This is a genomic window from Nonomuraea sp. NPDC054003 (genome assembly GCF_055585125.1).
Window position 1 is genome coordinate 201,390 of the sequence record NZ_JBVJKR010000003.1, and the last position, 16,553, is coordinate 217,942.

Consider the following 16,553-nt stretch of genomic DNA (forward strand, 5'->3'; position numbering starts at 1 on the left):
CGCTCAGGTCCCGGCGAGCAGTTCCGCCGCGGCCTGCGCGTTCGCCCTGGCCGCACCGTACGTGGCGAGGTAGGCGGCCGTGTCCGGGCGCCAGACCGGCAGTCCCATCTCGACCACCGTCGCGTCCGGCCGGGCGGCCACCAGCGCGGAGACCAGCGCACGGCTGTCCGGGTGGCGGTGCGCGTCCCTGACCACCACGACCAGCGACCGGTCCGCGGCCTTGGCCAGCAGCGCAGTCACGTCGGCCGAGCCGGGGGCGAGCCGCAGGACCTCCGCCTCCGGCAGCCAGCGCCCGAGCCCCCACGGCACGTCGCCCACGGCGATGGTCGGCGGCGTGTCCACCTCCACCACCAGCGGCTGCGACAGCGGCGCCGGCTCGCCGGCCAGCCGCACGGCGCGGCGGGCGGCGCGCAGCCCGACCCCGTTCCGCTCGGGCGGGGTGCGCCCCGGCGCGCCGAACCAGGCACGCAGCGCCTCCACCCGGGCCGCCGCCTCCTCCAGCCTGGCCGGCGGCAGCGTTCCCTCGTCCACGGCGGCCACGATCGCGTCGATCACCTCGCGCACCTCGTCGTGGCCGGGTATCGGCCCGAGGCAGAGCAGGTCGGCGCCGGCGGCCAGCGAACGCACCGCGCCGCCTGCCAGTCCGACGCTCCTGGTGATCGCGTGCATGTCGAGCGCGTCGGAGATCACCACGCCGTCGTAGCCGAGCTCGCCCCGCAGCAGGCCGGTGAGCGCGGCGGGTGACAGCGTCGCGGGCGTGCCGCCGGTCAGCGCGGGCACGGACACGTGCGCCGTCATGATCGACTTGGTGCCCGCTTCGATGGCCGCGCGGAACGGCGCCAGCTCCCGCTCGCGCAGCACCTCCGGGGTGACGTCCACGACCGGGATGGCCAGGTGCGAGTCGACGCGGGTGGCGCCGTGGCCGGGGAAGTGCTTGACGCAGGCCGCGACCCCCGCCGCCTGCAGGCCCTCGACGGCGGCCACCGTGTGCCGGGCGACCAGTCCGGGCTCGTCGCCGAACGCCCGGGTGCCGATGACAGGGTTGTCCGCCTCGGAGTTCACGTCGGCGTCCGGCGCCATGTCCAGGTTGATCCCGCACGCGGCCAGTTCCGCGCCGATCGCCCGGTAGACCTGCCGGGTCAGCTCGGCGTCGTCCACCGCGCCGAGCGCCGCGTTCCCCGGGTACGGGCTGCCCTCGTGGTAGGCCAGCCGGGTGACGTCGCCGCCCTCCTCGTCCAGCGAGACGACCGGCTCGCCGCCCGCTTCCCGCAGCGCCGCGGTGAGCGCGGCGGGCGGCTCGTGGCCGTCGACGTTGAAGCCGAAGAGCGTGACGCCGCCCAGCCCTCGCTCCAGCTCGCGCAGCACCCAGCCCGGCGGTGTGGTGCCCTGGAAGGCGACGAGCAACGTACCGGCCGCGAGGCGGCGCAGCCCCCGATCACTACGACTCATGGCTCCTCATCAGATGGAAAACGGGCAGCCTCGGATACGGGGAGGCGCCCGTGGTGTCGATCAGCCCTTGACGGCGCCGGCCATGAGGCCGGTCACCATGCGGCGCTGCACGATCATGAAGAAGATGACGACCGGGATGGTCATCATCGTGGAGCTGGCCATGATGGCGCCCCAGTCCGTGCCCTTGTGGCCGAAGAAGTACTGCAGGGCCACGGGCATGGTGTAGCCGGTGGACTCGCTCATCAGCACCAGCGCGAAGATGAGCTCGTTCCACGCGGTGATGAAGGAGAAGATGCTGGTCGCCACCAGGCCCGGCGCGACCAGCGGGAAGAGCACCCGCCAGAACGTGACGAACCTGGACGCCCCGTCGATCCAGGCCGCCTCCTCCAGCGACTTCGGCACCGCGGCCACGAACGTGCGCAGCATCCAGATGCCGAAGGGCAGTGTCAGCCCCACGTTGACCAGGATCAGGCCGGCGAGGTGGTCGTACAGGCCGAGGGTCTTGACCTGCAGGAACAGCGGGATGAGCAGCGCCTCGGCCGGGATCATCTGCGCGATCAGCAGCAGGAACAGGAAGCCGGTGCGGCCCTTGAACCGGAACCGGGCCACCGCCGTCGCCGCCAGCAGCGAGAAGACCGCCCCGATGAGCACGGTGCCGAGCGCCACGACCGCGCTGTTGCCCATGTAGACCCAGATCGAGTTGCCCGCCACGCCCTCGGTCAGCACCCGGTGCAGGTGTTCGAAGGTGAAATGGGTGGGGAACGGAATGAACTCGGTGGTGAAGATCTGGTCGTTGGCCTTGAAGGCGGTCGACACCATCCAGTAGACGGGGAAGACCGCGAACAGGAACACCAGGAGGGCCGTGGCGTTCAGTGCCACCTTGCCCAGGCGCTTCCTGGCCAGCGGGCTCATCACAACTCCTCCTGCTTGACCAGTTGCCGGATGTACACGGCGGTGACGACCAGCAGGAGGACCGTCAGCACCAGCGCGATCGCCGAGCCCGTGCCCATCTTCTGCGGCGCCTTGAACGCCTCGGTGTAGGAGTACATGGACAGGTTGAACGCCTCACGGTTCGTCGGCCCGCTCATGAGCACGTACAACTGGCTGAAGACCTTGAAGTCCCAGATGATCGACAGTACGGTCAGCACCGCGAACACCGGCTTGAGCAGCGGGAACGTGATCTGCCAGAACGTGCGCCAGCCGGTCGCCCCGTCCACCCGCGCGGCCTCGTACAGGTCGGAGGGGATGCCCTTGAGCCCGGCCAGCACCGACACCGCGATGAACGGGAAGGACGCCCACACCACCGTGATGATCAGCACCATGTAGACGGACCAGGCGTCGTTGAGCCACGGCTCGCCGGTCCAGTCGGCGCGGCCGAAGACCAGCGTGGACAGCCAGTCGGGCAGCAGGTTCAGCGCCCAGTTGATCATTCCGGCCTCGGCGTCGAACAGCCACCGCCAGATGATGCCCTGCGCCACCGGCGGCACCGCCCACGCGCACATGATGCCGATCACCAGGAACGTGGACATCTTCTTGCCGAGCTTGCTCAGCAGCACCCCCACGGCGGTGCCCAGCACCAGCGTCATGGTGACCGCGATGACCGCGAACACGACCGTGTTGCGCAGCGAGTCCCAGAAGATCTGGCTCTCGAAGATGCGGGTGAAGTTGTCGGTGCCGACCCACTCGGCCGGCCGCCGCCCGCTGATCTGCGGCAGGCCCACCTTCTGGAAGGCGATGATCGCCACCTGGACCATCGGGTAGAGCAGCAGCGCCGCGATGACCAGCAGGCCGGGGATCAGCAGGACGTACGGGATGGACCAGACGGGCAGGCCCCTGCCCCTGCCCCTGCGGGACGGGCCCCGGCCCGGGGCGGAAGCGTGCCTGCCGCCCCGGGCGAGTGTCGGCGTGTTCGTCATGGCCTGTCAGGACTGGTTGAGGATGTCTTCGAGCTCGGTGTTGGCCGCCGCCAGCGCCTCGTCGGCGGTGGCCTTGCCCTCGATCACCTGGCGCGCGGCGTTCTGCAGCACGGCCTTGGTCTCGTTGGCCTCGGTCCAGTTCGGGTCCGCGGGGAAGGCCTTGGCCTTGGCGAACGCGGCCGCGAACGGCGCCTGCGCCGGGTCCTCGGCCAGCTTGGCGAGCGCCTCCGGGTAGACCGGCAGCAGGCCGCCCTCGGTGGCGTACCGGACGCCCCAGTCCTTGTTGGTCGCCATCTTCACGAACTCCTTGGCCGCCTCGGGCTCCTTGGCGGTGCCCCACACGGCGATGTCGTTGCCGCCCAGGAAGGCCTGGGCCTCACCGCCGTCCTTGCTCGGCAGGGGGAAGAACGCGAGCTTGTCGCCCTTGAGCTTGCCCTTGCTCTCCTCCTCGATCGTGGCGAGGTCCCACGACGCGGTCAGGTACATGCCGACCTTGCCGTTGGAGAAGCGGGTGCGGATGTCCGAGCTGTTCTGGGTGAGCCGCGACTTGCTGGACAGGCCGTCCGTCACCAGGGACGTGTACTGCTCGAAACCGGCCTTGAAGGCGGGGTCGGTCAGCTTGCCGACCCACTTGTCGCCCTCCTTGACCGCGTACTCGCCGCCCGAGGTCCAGGCCAGCGAGCCGAGCAGGTGGTTGGCGTCGGAGCCGCCGTTGAAGGCGAAGCCGTCGACGTCCGAGCCCTTCTCCGCCTGGACCTTCTTGGCCGCGGCCACGAGCTCGTCCCAGGACTTCGGGACCTCGATCTTCAGCTCCTCGAACCAGTCCTTGCGGTAGAGCACCGCGCGGGTGCCGCCGCCCCACGGCACGGCGTACGTCTCGCCGTCGATGGTCTCCATGCCCATCAGGTTCTTCGGGATCCCGGCCTGGTCGCCGGAGCCGACGATGTCGGTGACCGGGGCGAGCGCCTCCTGGCTCACCCAGAGCGGGACCTGGTCGTTGCCGATCTCGGTGACGTCGGGGCCGGCGCCTCCGGCCGCGGCGGCGGTGAACTTGTCGTTCACCTGGGGCCACGGGATCCACTCGACCTTCACGCTGGCGCCGGTCTCCTGCTGGAAGGCGGCCACCAGCTCATCGGTGTACTTCTGCGCGTCGGGGTTGCTGTCACCGAGGCGCCAGAGCGTGAGCTCCTTGCCCGCGAACGCGGGGCCGCTAGCTTCGGCGGTGCTCGCCGCGCTGGGCTCCGCGGGCGCCTCACCGCCGCCACAGGCGGCCACGCCCAGGGCCAGGGCGGCCGTGGTGACCGTAGTGGCTGTGATCTTCGCGATCCTCACAGGGTTCTCCCTTCCCGGGTGCTGGCCTACGGTCCGCACCAGGCTGATCGTCAATGCCGAACGACAGGTGTTAAACTAACAAGAAACTTTCTTAAAAAAAACCGTCTGTTAGCCGATCGTGACGAGAGGGGCATGAAGATGAGCCGGAACCCCGGGACGCCTCGGCTGCTACGCAGGCTGAACGACCGCTCCGCGCTCGAACTCCTCCTCGCCGAGGGCCCCCTCACCAGGGCCGAACTCGGAGAACGTACCGGATTGTCCAAGGTCACCGCAGGTCAGCTGCTCGCCAGGCTGGAGGACAGGGGCCTGGTGGAGGTGGCAGGGGAACGCGCCGGCGGCAGGGGACCCAACGCCGCACTTTACGGCGTACGACCCTCCAGCGCCTACGTCGCCGGGCTGGAGGTGCTGCCCGAGAGCGTCACCGTCGGCGTGGCCGACATCACAGGCCGGACCGTGGTCGAGGTCACGGTCAACCCGTTCGACGGCGACCCGGTCCGTACGGTCCAGGCCGCGGTCGAGCGGGCCTGCGCCGTCGCCGACGTCAGCCTGTCGCGGCTGCGCGCCTTCGTCATCGGCACCAGGGGCATGGTCGACCCGCGCACCGGCGACGTCCGCTTCTCACTCGACCTGCCCACCTGGCACGTCGGCGTGCTGGCCGGCCTGCGCCGCAGCCTCGGCGCCTCCGTCACCATCGAGAACGACGTCAACCTGGTCGCCCTCGCCGAGCACCGCTACGGTGCCGCCGCCGGCGTCGACGACTTCGTGGTCATGTGGGCCGGCGTCGGCCAGGGCCTCGGCGTCATGCTCGGCGGCCGGTTGCACCGCGGCATCACCGGCGGCGCGGGCGAGATCGGCTGGCTGCCCGTGCCCGGCGAACCGCTGCCCTCCGACGTCAAGCACCCCAACTCCGGGTCCTTCCAGCGCCTCGTCGGCACCGCCGCACTCCAGAACCTGGCCGGCACGTACCAGGTGCCCGGCGCGGGCGTATCCGACCAGGTGCGCAACGGCGGCGACGACTACCTCGACGAGCTCGCCGACCGGCTCGCCGTCGGCGCGGCCGCCGTCTCCGTCGTCCTCGACCCCGGCCTGATCGTGCTCAGCGGCGACATCGGCCGCGCGGGCGGCGCCCGGCTGGCCGCCAAGGTCCAGGACGCCGTCGCCCGCATCTGCCCCGCGCCGCCCCGCGTCGCCGCCGGCGGGGTCCCCGGCAACCCGGTGCTCCGCGGCGCCCTGGTGGCCGCTCTCGAACAGGCCCGCGAACAGGTGTTCTCCGACACCGTCTGACACGTGTGTGAGAATCACTGCACATGTGGCAGCCACCGAGTGACATCGTGCTCATCTCCGATCCCCGCGTGGCGGCGATCCCGGTGCAGGACAACGGCGAGCCCCTGGCCGACGCGCGCGACCGGCTCCGGGTCGACGCCCGGCTCGCCGACGCCGCCGGCGCCTACGCCCACCTGCGGGCCGGGCTGCTGGCCAGGCTCGAACGGGCCGAGCGGCTCCTGCCCGGCGGATACCACCTGATGATCGTCGAGGGCTACCGGCCCCTCGCCACCCAGCGCCGCTACTTCGAGGAATACCGCGACGAGCTGCGCGCCGCCTTCCCCGCCATGTCCGAGCAGGAGGCGCACGTCGCCGCCAGCCGCTACGTCTCCCCGGTCGAGGTCGCCCCGCACACCGCCGGCGCCGCCGTCGACCTCACCCTCTGCGACCCCGACGGCGCCGAGTACGACATGGGCACCCAGGTCAACGACAACCCCGAGGAGAGCGACGGCGCCTGCTACACCGCCGCCCCGCACATCTCCGCCGACGCCCGCGCCCACCGCAAGCTCCTGGCCGCGGCCCTGGAGCCCGCCGGGCTGGTCAACTACCCCACCGAGTGGTGGCACTGGTCCCACGGCGACCGCTACTGGGCCCTGACCACCGGCGCCCCCGCCGCTTGCTACGGGCCAGTAAGCATGTAGCGATTCCGGAAGGCGGCAGGCGGGCACAAATCGTGCGGAGGCTCCCCCGACTTCCTGCGAGGTGTGGGCATGGTTCCGCTGATCGGGATCGAAGAGGAGTACCTCGTCGTCGATCCGTACACCCGCCACGTCACCCCACGTGCGGCCGACGTCCTCGCCGCCGCCACGGACGTGCTCGACGTGGCCCACGAGATCACCAGGTTCCAGGTGGAGGCCCGCAGCGCGCCCTCCGCCGACCTGGCCGAGCTCGGCGCCCAGTTGCGGGCCGCCCGCAAGGAGGTCGCCGGGGCCGCCCGCTCGTGCGGGCTCGCCGTCGTCGCCAGCGGCATCCCGGTGCTCGGCAACGTCATGACGCCGCCGCTCAGCGACGACGCCCGTTACGAGCAGGGCCGCAGCCTCTACAGGGCGCTGCAGGACGAGATCAGCATCTGCGCCCTGCACGTGCACGTCGACGTGCCCGATGAGGAGCACGCCGTTTACGTCGGCAACCACCTGCGCCCCTGGCTGCCCACGCTGATCGCGCTGGCCGCCAACTCGCCGTTCTTCGTCGGCCGCGACACCGGCTACGCCTCCTGGCGGGTGATCAGCTGGGGCCGGTGGCCCGTCTCCGGCGCGCCCCCGTACTTCCCCACCTTCGGCGACTACGAGCTGGCCGTGCGCGCGCTCGCCGAGTCGGGCGCTCTCATGGACCCGAAGACCGTGTTCTGGGACGCCCGGCCCTCACCCCGGCTGCCCACGGTCGAGGTGCGGGTGGCTGACGTGCCGCTCGACGTGAACGACAGCCTCACCATCATCGGGCTGGTGCGCGGCCTCGTCGTCAGGGCGCTGGCCGACGTGGCCCGCGGCGACCGCGGCCTGCCGATCCCGTCGGAGGTGGTGCGCGCCGCCTACTGGCGTGCCGCCCGCGACGGGCTCACCGGCGACAGCCTCGACGTCCGCCACGGCACGCTCGTGCCCGCCCCGCTGATGGCCCGCCGCCTCCTGGCCCACGTGAGCGACGCCCTGTCGGAGGCCGGCGACCTGCCCTACGTCGAGGACGGGCTGGAACGCCTGCTCGACAAGGGCTCCGGCGCCGAACGGCAGCGCCGCGTGCACGCCCGCGAACAGGACCTCACCGAGGTGGTCGACGACCTCATCGAGGCCACCGTCGCCTGACGCCCTACGCACGCAGCCGGAGACCGCGCGGGGTGGGGTGGAACCCGGCTTCTTCCAGGGCGGCCCCCAGCGGCGAGTCGACGATCGGCTCGCCGTCGGCCCGCTCCACCGTCAGCTTGCCCAGCACGCCGTCGCGTACGGCCAGCGCCAGCGCGTCGACGGCGGGCCGCAGCCGGTCGTCGTCGGCGAATGACAGCAGCGTCTTGCCGCCCCGCTCGACGTAGAGCACCAGCCGCCCGTCGACCAGCACCACCAGCGCCCCCGCCTTCCTGCCCGGCTTGTGGGCCACCTCGCCGGGATGCGCGGGCCAGGGCAGCGCCGCCCCGTAGGGGTTGGCCGGATCGGCCGCGGCCAGCACCACGGCCCGGCGCTCCTCCCCGGGCGAGCCGTCGGGGGAGGAGGGCGCCATCGCGCGCATCCGGTCGACCGCCCCAGGCAGCGCGAACTGGGCCCCGCCGAGCCCTTCGACGAAGTAGCCGCGCCGGCACCGCCCGCTCTCCTCGTAGGCGCGCAGCACCTGGTAGACCGGCGAGAACCCGCCCGGCAGCCGCTCGGCGGTGACCGCCCCGCGCGTCACCACGCCGTGCCGCTCCAGCAGCACCTCGGCCTGCGCCTGCGCCCGCAGCGTCGCTTCGGCGGCCGGCTCCGGCAGCAGCCACCAGCGCCCCGCCACCGTGGGCGGCCCGCTGCGGCTCGGCAGCACCGCCCGCCGCCTGCGGGTCGCCGGCCGGTGGGCGGGCCGACCCGAGCCGAGCGCGGCCCGCATCGGCGCCAGCGTGTCGCCCGACACCCGCCCCGCCCACACCAGGTCCCACAGCGCCGTCGCCGCCGCCTGGTCGTCGAGCAGCCCCAGCCTGTCGGCGAGCTGACGGAAGAACAGCGCGCCGCCCCCGCTCAGCTCCTCGAGGATGCGCTCGTGCACCGGCGTCACCGTGATCTCGCCCGCCTCGGGGAGCAGCAGCGGCGCGGTGTCGGCGAAGTAGAGGGCCACCCAGCCGTCGCCGCCCGGCAGCGACCCCTGCCCGGCCCACACCACCTCGCCGGCCGCGGTCAGCTCGTCGAGCAGCCCCGGGTGGTAGCCCGGCACCCGCGACGGCAGCACCAGCGTCTCCAGCGCCGAGGCCGGCACCGCCGCGCCCTGCAGCAGCTCGATGGCGCGGACGAGGGAGTCCATGGCCCGCGCGCCGCCTTCCCGCCCGCCGCGCGGGCCGCCGGTGATGCCGTGCCAGGCCGGGGTGAACACCGCGAGCGTCTCCGGCGGGACAGGCTCCACCTCTTTGCGCAGCCGGGCCAGCGACCTGCGGCGCAGCATCCGCAGCACGCCCGCGTCGCACCACTCCTCGCCCCGCCCGCCCGGCCGGAACTCGCCGTTGACCACCCGCCCGGACACGGCCAGCCTGCGCAGCGTGTCGGCCACCACGGCCACGCCGAGCCCGAACCGGCCGGCCGCGGTCGAGGCGTGGAACGGGCCCCGGGTGCGGGCGTGGCGGGCCAGCAGGTCGGCCAGGGGGTCGGCCACCGGCTCCAGGAACGCGTGCGGCACCCCCACCGGCAGCGGCGTCCCCAGCGCGTCGCGCATCCTGGCGGCGTCCTCGACCGCCGCCCACTGCTCCTCGCCCGCGACGCGCACCCTGATCGCCCGCCGCGCCCGCTCCAGCTCCTCCAGCCAGGCCGGGTCGCCGCCGCGCACGCTCACGTCGGGCGCCAGCAGCGGCCCGTGGGAGCGCAGCAGGTCGGCCAGGGCCTCCACGTCACGCAGCGGACGATCGAGCCTGGCGAGCTCACGCTCGGTGTCGGAGATCACGTCAGGGTCGAGCAGCTCGCGCAGATCGGCCTGGCCCAGCAGCTCCGCCAGCAGCGACGTGTCCAGCGCCAGCGCCTGCGCGCGCCGCTCGGCCAGCGGCGCGTCTCCCTCGTACATGAACGCGCCCACGTAGTGGAACAGCAGCGAGGCCGCGAACGGCGACGCCTGCCCCGTCTCCACCTCGACCACCCGCACCCGCCGGGCCGCGATGTCGCGCATCAGCTCGACCAGCCCCGGCACGTCGAAGACGTCCTGCAGGCACTCGCGCATCGTCTCCAGCACGATCGGGAACGACGCGTAACGCGAGGCGACCCCGAGCAGGTGGGCGGCCCGCTGGCGCTGCTGCCACAGCGGGCTGCGCCTTCCCGGCACGCGGCGCGGCAGCAGCAGCGCCCGCCCCGCGCACTCGCGGAACCGGGACGCGAACAGCGCCGACCCGCCCAGCTCCTCCGTCACGATCTGCTCGATCTCCTCGGCGTCGAACGCCGCCACGTCGGACGGCGGCTCGGCCAGGGTGTCGGGGATGCGCAGCACCACGCCGTCGTCGGAGTGGACCGCCTGCACGTCGACGCCGTAACGCTCGCGCAGCCGCCGGTTGATGGCCAGCGCCCACGGGGCGTGCACCCGCGCGCCGTAAGGAGAGTGGATCACCACCCGCCAGTCGCCCAGCTCGTCGTGGAACCGCTCCACCACCAGCGTCTTGTCGTCGGGCACGTAACCCGTGGCCGCGCGCTGCTCGCGCAGGTAGGACAGCAGGTTTCCGGCGGCGTAGGAGTCGAGCCCGGCCTCGCGCAGCCGCTCCGGCGAGTCGTCCTTGGCCTGCTCGCGCAGGAACGCGCCGATGGCCCGGCCCAGCTCGGCCGGGCGGCCGGGAGTGTCGCCGTGCCAGAACGGCAGCTTGCCCGGCTGGCCGGGAGCGGGCGAGACCAGCACCCGGTCGGCGGTGATGTCCTCGATCCGCCACGACGACGCGCCCAGCACGAACACGTCGCCGACCCGCGACTCGTAGACCATCTCCTCGTCGAGCTCGCCCACCCGCGAGGCCCGCTCGCCGACCAGGAACACGCCGAACAGGCCCCGGTCGGGGATCGTGCCGCCGTTGGTGACGGCCAGCCGCTGCGCGCCGGGCCGGCCCCGCAGCGTGCCCGTCACCCGGTCCCACACGACGCGCGGGCGCAGCTCGGCGAACTCCTCGCTCGGGTAGCGGCCCGCGAGCATGTCGAGCGTCGCCTCCAGCGCGCTCCTGGGCAGGGTCGCGTACGGGGCCGCGCGCCTGACCACGGTCTCCAGCTCCTCGACGGTCCACTCGTCGAGCGCCGTCATCGCCACGATCTGCTGGGCCAGCACGTCGAGCGGGTTGCGCGGATAGCGGAGCTCCTCGATCAGGCCGCTCTTCATGCGCTCGGCCACCACGGCCGTCTGCACCAGGTCGCCGCGGTACTTGGGGAAGATCACGCCCTTGGACACCGCGCCCACCTGGTGACCGGCCCGGCCGATGCGCTGCAGCCCGCTCGCCACGCTCGGCGGCGCCTCCACGCACGCCACCAGGTCGACCGCGCCCATGTCGATGCCCAGCTCCAGGCTGGAGGTGGCGACCACGGCGGGCAGCCGCCCCGACTTGAGCGCCTCCTCGATCTGCGCCCGCTCCTGCTTGGAGACGGAGCCGTGATGGGCGCGCACGACCTCCGGGCCGACGCCCTTGCTCGCCCCGGCCTGCGCCATCATCTCGGCCGGCGGGCGGTCCCACGCCGACAGGTCGACCTCGCCCCCGCTGCGGGCGAGCGCCAGCTCGTTGAGACGGGTGCAGAGCCGCTCGGCCAGCCGCCGCGAGTTGGCGAACACGATGGTCGAGTCATGGGCGGCGATCAGGTCGAACAGCCGGTCTTCGACATGCGGCCAGATCGACCGGGTGGCCGGGTCGGGCGCGAACTCCTCCGCCTCGGCGGGGGACGGGCCCGCCTCCACCTCGGTCATGTCCTCGACCGGGACGACCACCTCGACCTCGATGCGCTTGTCGGCCGGTGGCTGCACCACCGTCGCCGCGCGCGGACCGCCGAGGAACGCCGCGACCTCGCTCACCGGCCGCACCGTCGCCGACAGGCCGATCCGCTGGGCGGGCCGCTCCAGCAGCGCGTCGAGCCGCTCCAGCGTCAGCGCCAGGTGGGCGCCCCGCTTGGTCGCGGCCACCGCGTGCACCTCGTCGACGATCACCGTCTCCACGCCGCGCAGCGCCTCCCGCGCCTGGCTGGTCAGCAGCAGGAACAGCGACTCGGGCGTGGTGATGAGGATGTCGGACGGCTTGGCGGCGAACCGCCTGCGGTCCTCGGCGGGGGTGTCGCCGGAACGGATCGCCACCGAGATCTCCGGCACCGGCAGCCCCAGCCGCCGCGCCGTCTGCTTCAGCCCCGCCAGCGGAGCGCGCAGGTTTCGCTCGACGTCGACGGCCAGCGCCTTCAGCGGCGACACGTACACCACCCGCGTGCCCTTCGCGGGCGGCTCGGCCGCCAGCCGGTCGAGCGACCACAGGAAGGCCGCCAGCGTCTTGCCGGACCCGGTCGGCGCCACGACCAGCGTGTTGTCACCGCGGGCGATCGACTCCCACGCGCCCTCCTGGGCGGCGGTGGGCGCGGCGAAGGCCCCGGAGAACCAGCTGCTGGTCACCTTGCTGAAGCGGTCGAGCGAGCTCACCTGCACATACTGCCTCGCGCCACCGACAGAAAACGCATTGCGGCCGCGCCGCGTGATTGAGCGGGCGCGCGGGCGGACATACACCGACCGTGACCATCGACCACGCGGCCGTCGAGGCCCGCCGCGAGGAGATCAGGCGGCGCTACCTCTTAGCGCACCGGCCCTCGTCCAGCGCGCGCGGCCTGCACCACATCGCCCTGTTGTCGTCGGACGTGGAACGCACCGTCAAGTTCTACCAGGAGCTGCTGGAGTTCCCGCTGACGGAGATCTTCGAGAACCGCGACTACAAGGGCTCGAGCCACTTCTTCTTCGACCTCGGCAACGGCAACCTGCTGGCCTTCTTCGACCTCCCCGGCCTCGACCTCGGCCCTTACCAGGAGGTGCTCGGCGGCCTCCACCACATCGCGATCTCCGTCGACCCCGCCACCTGGGAGCGGCTGCGCGGGAAGCTGGAGATGGCCGGCGTGCCGCACCAGATCGAGAGCGGCGCCTCCATCTACTTCAAGGACCCCGACGGCGCCCGGCTGGAGCTGCTCGCCGACCATCTCGGTGAGATGTACGGCGCGCGCGTGCTGTGACGCCGTGACCTAGCGCCGCGACGCGCGGCGCGTGCGCGGACGGCCCGCCCGCGGCTCCTGCCGGATCCCGGCATGCCGCTCGGACCTCTCTGCCTTCTCCTTCCGTACGGCCTCGCGCCGCAAGGACAGTAAGTGGCGGCGCTTCGTCCTGTTGGCCTTGGCCTTGGCTGACTTGGGGGGTGAGGGTTTCGCGGTCTTCGCCATCAGAGTCGCGCGGAGGGGGACCGCCTGCCTCAGCCGACGGGGGGATCCGCGCTTCCTCCCTTCCGGGTCTCCGGCACATGCCGATGCCGTGGTTCGAAGGCGGGTGATACGCAGGTCGTTCACGTTCCCGTTGCGTCCTACCCACTCCCGGGGCCGATCCATACTTGAGTGATGCGCCTGACTGAGTTCTGGAGAAGGATGCGCCTGCACTTCGGCGACACCTACGCCGAGTCGTGGGCGCGTGATTACGTGATCGCGCCGCTCGGCGGGCGCACCGTGGTGCAGGCGCTGGCCGACGGCGAGAGCGCCAAGACCGTCTGGCGGGCCGTCTGCCAGGTCGAGGACGTCTCCCCCCGGCTACGCTGAGCCCAGCGTCTCCCTCAGAGCGCGCGCCGTGCGATCGAGGTCGTCGGCACCGCCCGTGCCGCCGGGCGCCCAGAGAAACAGCCAGCCCCGCTCCGACGGCGTGGCGAAGACCAGGGTCTGCCTGCTCGTGTGCGGATGCCACACCCACAACAGCGGCTCCTCCTCGCCCACCATCCGGCTCACCAGCCCGTGGCGAGGGAGCACCTCGGCGAGGCCCTGCAGATGAGTGCGCCGTTCGCTGGTGTACGAGCTCGCCACGTGGTCACCTCCTGCCCTCTTCCCAGGAGTCTCCCCAGGCTGCGGGAACGCATCCGGGCGCGGGCGGACTTCCTCGCGGACGTGCGTGTGATCGAACAGCCGTTCGGCTACGATGGGCTCGCCGGGCCACGTCTTCCACGACCGCTTCCGGGAAAATGTCGGTGGCAGACCGTAGCTTTCACTCGACTGATTCCGACCACGACCCTCAAGAGGGAGCTCCCATGGCTATCAACGACCGCGAGAAGGCCCTCGAGACCGCCCTCGCCCAGATCGAGCGGCAGTTCGGCAAGGGTTCCGTCATGCGCCTCGGCGATGACGCCCGAGCCCCCATCGAGGTGATCCCGACCGGGTCGATCTCCCTCGACGTCGCGCTCGGCATCGGCGGCCTGCCGCGCGGCAGGATCGTCGAGATCTACGGTCCGGAGTCCTCCGGCAAGACCACCATCGCGCTGCACGCGGTGGCCAACGCGCAGCGGGCCGGCGGCATCGCGGCGTTCATCGACGCCGAGCACGCCCTCGACCCCGAATACGCCAAGAAGCTCGGCGTCGACACCGACGCCCTGCTGGTCTCCCAGCCCGACACCGGCGAGCAGGCGCTGGAGATCGCCGACATGCTGATCAGGTCCGGCGCCGTCGACATCATCGTCATCGACTCGGTGGCCGCCCTGGTGCCCAAGGCCGAGATCGAGGGCGAGATGGGCGACAGCCACGTCGGTCTCCAGGCCCGCCTGATGTCCCAGGCCCTGCGCAAGGTCGCGGGCGCGCTCAGCAGCACCGGCACCACCGCCATCTTCATCAACCAGCTCCGCGAGAAGATCGGCGTGATGTTCGGCAGCCCCGAGACCACGACCGGTGGCAAGGCGCTCAAGTTCTACGCCTCGGTCCGCCTCGACATCCGCCGCATCGAGACCCTCAAGGACGGCACCGAAGCGGTCGGCAACCGGACCCGCGTCAAGGTGGTCAAGAACAAGATGGCCCCGCCCTTCCGGGTGGCCGACTTCGACATCCTCTACGGGGTGGGCGTCTCCCGCGAGGGCGGCCTCATCGACATGGGCGTCGAGCACGGCTTCGTCCGCAAGTCCGGCGCCTGGTACACCTACGAGGGCGACCAGCTCGGCCAGGGCAAGGAGAACGCGCGCAACTTCCTGCGCAACCACCCCGACATGGCCAACGAGATCGAGAAGAAGATCAAGGACAAGCTGGGCGTGGGCCCGCGCCTCGACGAGCCCGCCGAGGCCCCCGCGCCTCCCGCGCCCGCCAAGGCGCCCGCCGCGTCCGGCCGCGGCTCCAAGTCCACGCCGAAGCCTGGTGACGTCTGATCGGTCGGCGCATGAGTGACACGGATCCGGCGCCCCACGACCGGGGCGCCCCGGCCTCATCCCGCCGCAAACCCCGGCGCTCCTCATCCGAGGGCGCCCCACCCGGCGGGCGCCACCCTTTCTTCGGCGGCCGCGCCCCGGGGGAGCAGCCGCCGCCTGAAGACACCTGGTGGACACGGCCCGCGGGCGAACCCCAGCAAAGCCACCCCTTCTGGGGCGATCCGACCCCTGCTGAGGGTGAATCCGGGAAGCGGGCCGGTGAAGAGCTGTCCCTGGAGGGGCGGGCGGCTGGTGGTTTCTCCGTGCGGGAGCGGGCCGCTGAGGAGGTGTCCCAGGAGGGGCGACAGGCCGCTGCGGGGTGGTCTGCGGGCAACTCCTCCGTGCGGGGGCAGGTTGGTGACGATCTGTCCCTGGAGGGGCGGGCAGGTCGAGCGGCGGGTGGCTTCTCCGTACGGGAGCGGGCCTCCGAGGAGGCTTCCCCGGAGGCGCCACGGGACGATCCGGCCGCTGCGGGGCAGTCTGAGGGCAACTCCTCCGTACGGGGACGGGTTGGTGAAGAGCTGTCCCTGGAGGGGCGGGCGGATCGAGCGGCGGGTGGCTTCTCCGTACGGGAGCGGGAGGCGTCCCTGGAAGAGCGACGGGACGATCGGGACGCTTCGCGGCAGCCTGGGGGAAACTTCTTCGTACGGGGGCAGGTTGGTGAAGAGCTGTCCGTGGAGAGGCGCGGAGTGGGGCGGTCTGAAGCTGTCCGCGGGCAGGCGCCCATGGGGTTGTCCCCGGAGGAGTTCCGGCGGGATCCGGATACGGCGGGGCGACCTGTGGATGGATCCTTCACGTCGGAGGGGGTTGACGAGGGACCGTCCTCGGAGGCGCGGCGTGAGTCTCTAGTGTCCGAAGGGGGCTCTCTGGAGGCTCAGCCGATAGAGGGGCGGGTGGTCTCCCAGGAGGCTCTTTCCGTGCCTGGCTTCACATCGGGAGCCGTCAGCGGATCTTCCGCAGCGGAGCCGGGTGACGGACTTACTAGTGGGGCTCGGGCCGATGGTGATTCGGGCGCGGATTCTGACGGTCCTTCCAGTGAGGCTCGGGACGATGGTGTTGCCCGCGGGGAGTCTGACGGTCCTTTCAGCGAGGCTCGGGGCGATGGTGCTTTCAGCGGGGTGCGGGCCGATGGTGGTTCAGGTGAGGAACGGTCTGACGGTCCTTTAAGCGAGGCTTGGGGTGATGATGCCTCCGGTGAGGAACCGTCTGACGGCTCTTCCGATGTGGTGCGGGTCGATGGTCCTTACAACCCGGTAAGGGCCGATGATGCTTTCGATCGGGTGCGGGCTGATGGTGCTTCGTCTGGGGAACGGGCCGGTGGCGGTGCTGCTGCTGAAAGACGGGTCGGCGGTGGGCGCTCGGGCGGGGAGCGGGCCGGTTCGGTTTTCCGGCGAGGCGATGGGTTGACTGATCAGGGGGTTTCGAGGAAGCGGTCTTCTCCGGCGACGAGTGGTGGGATCGGTGGTTGGCCTTCGCCTGAA

At 72.1% G+C, this 16,553-nt stretch carries 12 protein-coding genes; 6 read left to right on the plus strand and 6 right to left on the minus strand.

What is annotated here, in order from left to right; genetic code table 11:
- Positions 1-3: 3 nt before the first annotated feature.
- From ACZ6YG_RS08545 to ACZ6YG_RS08560, 4 genes are read right to left on the minus strand one after another with little or no spacing between them, the layout of a single operon-like run.
- The gene (locus tag ACZ6YG_RS08545; protein WP_466017565.1) at positions 4-1,449 is read right to left on the minus strand and encodes a glycoside hydrolase family 3 protein; all 1,446 of its coding nucleotides are present in this window, start codon (positions 1,447-1,449) and stop codon (positions 4-6) included.
- Between the two features lie 60 nt (positions 1,450-1,509).
- Positions 1,510-2,361 carry a carbohydrate ABC transporter permease gene (locus ACZ6YG_RS08550; RefSeq protein WP_148033552.1) on the minus strand — a complete coding sequence of 284 codons (852 nt, stop codon included), beginning with the start codon at positions 2,359-2,361 and terminating at the stop codon, positions 1,510-1,512.
- Entirely contained in the window at positions 2,361-3,365 is a 1,005-nt protein-coding gene (locus tag ACZ6YG_RS08555) for a carbohydrate ABC transporter permease (RefSeq protein ID WP_148033551.1), read from the minus strand. Before ACZ6YG_RS08555 ends, ACZ6YG_RS08550 begins: the two co-directional genes overlap by 1 nt.
- Positions 3,366-3,371: 6 nt before the next feature.
- On the minus strand, positions 3,372-4,697 hold the full coding sequence (locus ACZ6YG_RS08560) for an extracellular solute-binding protein (protein WP_148033550.1): 1,326 nt from the start codon (positions 4,695-4,697) through the stop codon (positions 3,372-3,374).
- 138 nt (positions 4,698-4,835) lie between these two features.
- Between ACZ6YG_RS08560 and ACZ6YG_RS08565 the strand changes: the two genes are divergently transcribed.
- The 3 genes from ACZ6YG_RS08565 (at position 4,836) to ACZ6YG_RS08575 (ending at position 7,816) form a co-directional block, all read left to right on the plus strand.
- Complete coding sequence (locus tag ACZ6YG_RS08565; RefSeq protein WP_466017566.1) at positions 4,836-5,981, plus strand: ROK family protein; 1,146 nt, start codon at positions 4,836-4,838, stop codon at positions 5,979-5,981.
- 23 nt (positions 5,982-6,004) lie between these two features.
- On the plus strand, positions 6,005-6,661 hold the full coding sequence (locus tag ACZ6YG_RS08570; RefSeq protein ID WP_466017567.1) for a M15 family metallopeptidase: 657 nt from the start codon (positions 6,005-6,007) through the stop codon (positions 6,659-6,661).
- 69 nt (positions 6,662-6,730) lie between these two features.
- Positions 6,731-7,816, plus strand: coding sequence for a carboxylate-amine ligase (locus ACZ6YG_RS08575; RefSeq protein ID WP_148033548.1), 1,086 nt, complete (start codon positions 6,731-6,733; stop codon positions 7,814-7,816).
- Positions 7,817-7,820: 4 nt separating this feature from the next.
- Here ACZ6YG_RS08575 and ACZ6YG_RS08580 read toward each other — a convergent pair whose 3' ends face one another.
- Complete coding sequence (locus ACZ6YG_RS08580; protein WP_466017568.1) at positions 7,821-12,308, minus strand: ATP-dependent helicase; 4,488 nt, start codon at positions 12,306-12,308, stop codon at positions 7,821-7,823.
- Between the two features lie 89 nt (positions 12,309-12,397).
- Here ACZ6YG_RS08580 and ACZ6YG_RS08585 point away from each other — a divergent pair, with 89 nt between their 5' ends.
- A complete protein-coding gene (locus ACZ6YG_RS08585) occupies positions 12,398-12,886 on the plus strand; it encodes a VOC family protein (RefSeq protein WP_466017569.1) in 489 nt (162 codons plus the stop codon).
- A 375-nt stretch (positions 12,887-13,261) separates the two neighbouring features.
- On the plus strand, positions 13,262-13,456 hold the full coding sequence (locus tag ACZ6YG_RS08590) for a DUF3046 domain-containing protein (RefSeq protein ID WP_148033546.1): 195 nt from the start codon (positions 13,262-13,264) through the stop codon (positions 13,454-13,456).
- On the opposite strand, the gene ACZ6YG_RS08595 is transcribed toward ACZ6YG_RS08590, so the two are convergent.
- Positions 13,448-13,714, minus strand: coding sequence for a hypothetical protein (locus ACZ6YG_RS08595; RefSeq protein WP_466017570.1), 267 nt, complete (start codon positions 13,712-13,714; stop codon positions 13,448-13,450). The two genes, ACZ6YG_RS08590 and ACZ6YG_RS08595, sit on opposite strands and share 9 nt — an antisense overlap.
- 221 nt (positions 13,715-13,935) lie before the next feature.
- On the opposite strand from ACZ6YG_RS08595, the gene recA reads away from it, so the two are divergent.
- Complete coding sequence (gene recA / locus ACZ6YG_RS08600) at positions 13,936-15,033, plus strand: recombinase RecA (protein WP_148033544.1); 1,098 nt, start codon at positions 13,936-13,938, stop codon at positions 15,031-15,033.
- The last annotated feature ends 1,520 nt before the right edge of the window (positions 15,034-16,553 follow it).

Coding starts and splice junctions, on each gene's coding strand:
- ACZ6YG_RS08545 (WP_466017565.1), bottom strand. CDS start 1,449: ATGAGTCGTAGTGATCGGGGGCTGCGCCGCCTCGCGGCCGGTACGTTG.
- ACZ6YG_RS08550 (WP_148033552.1), bottom strand. CDS start 2,361: ATGAGCCCGCTGGCCAGGAAGCGCCTGGGCAAGGTGGCACTGAACGCC.
- ACZ6YG_RS08555 (WP_148033551.1), bottom strand. CDS start 3,365: ATGACGAACACGCCGACACTCGCCCGGGGCGGCAGGCACGCTTCCGCC.
- ACZ6YG_RS08565 (WP_466017566.1), top strand. CDS start 4,836: ATGAGCCGGAACCCCGGGACGCCTCGGCTGCTACGCAGGCTGAACGAC.
- ACZ6YG_RS08570 (WP_466017567.1), top strand. CDS start 6,005: ATGTGGCAGCCACCGAGTGACATCGTGCTCATCTCCGATCCCCGCGTG.
- ACZ6YG_RS08575 (WP_148033548.1), top strand. CDS start 6,731: ATGGTTCCGCTGATCGGGATCGAAGAGGAGTACCTCGTCGTCGATCCG.
- ACZ6YG_RS08590 (WP_148033546.1), top strand. CDS start 13,262: ATGCGCCTGACTGAGTTCTGGAGAAGGATGCGCCTGCACTTCGGCGAC.
- recA (WP_148033544.1), top strand. CDS start 13,936: ATGGCTATCAACGACCGCGAGAAGGCCCTCGAGACCGCCCTCGCCCAG.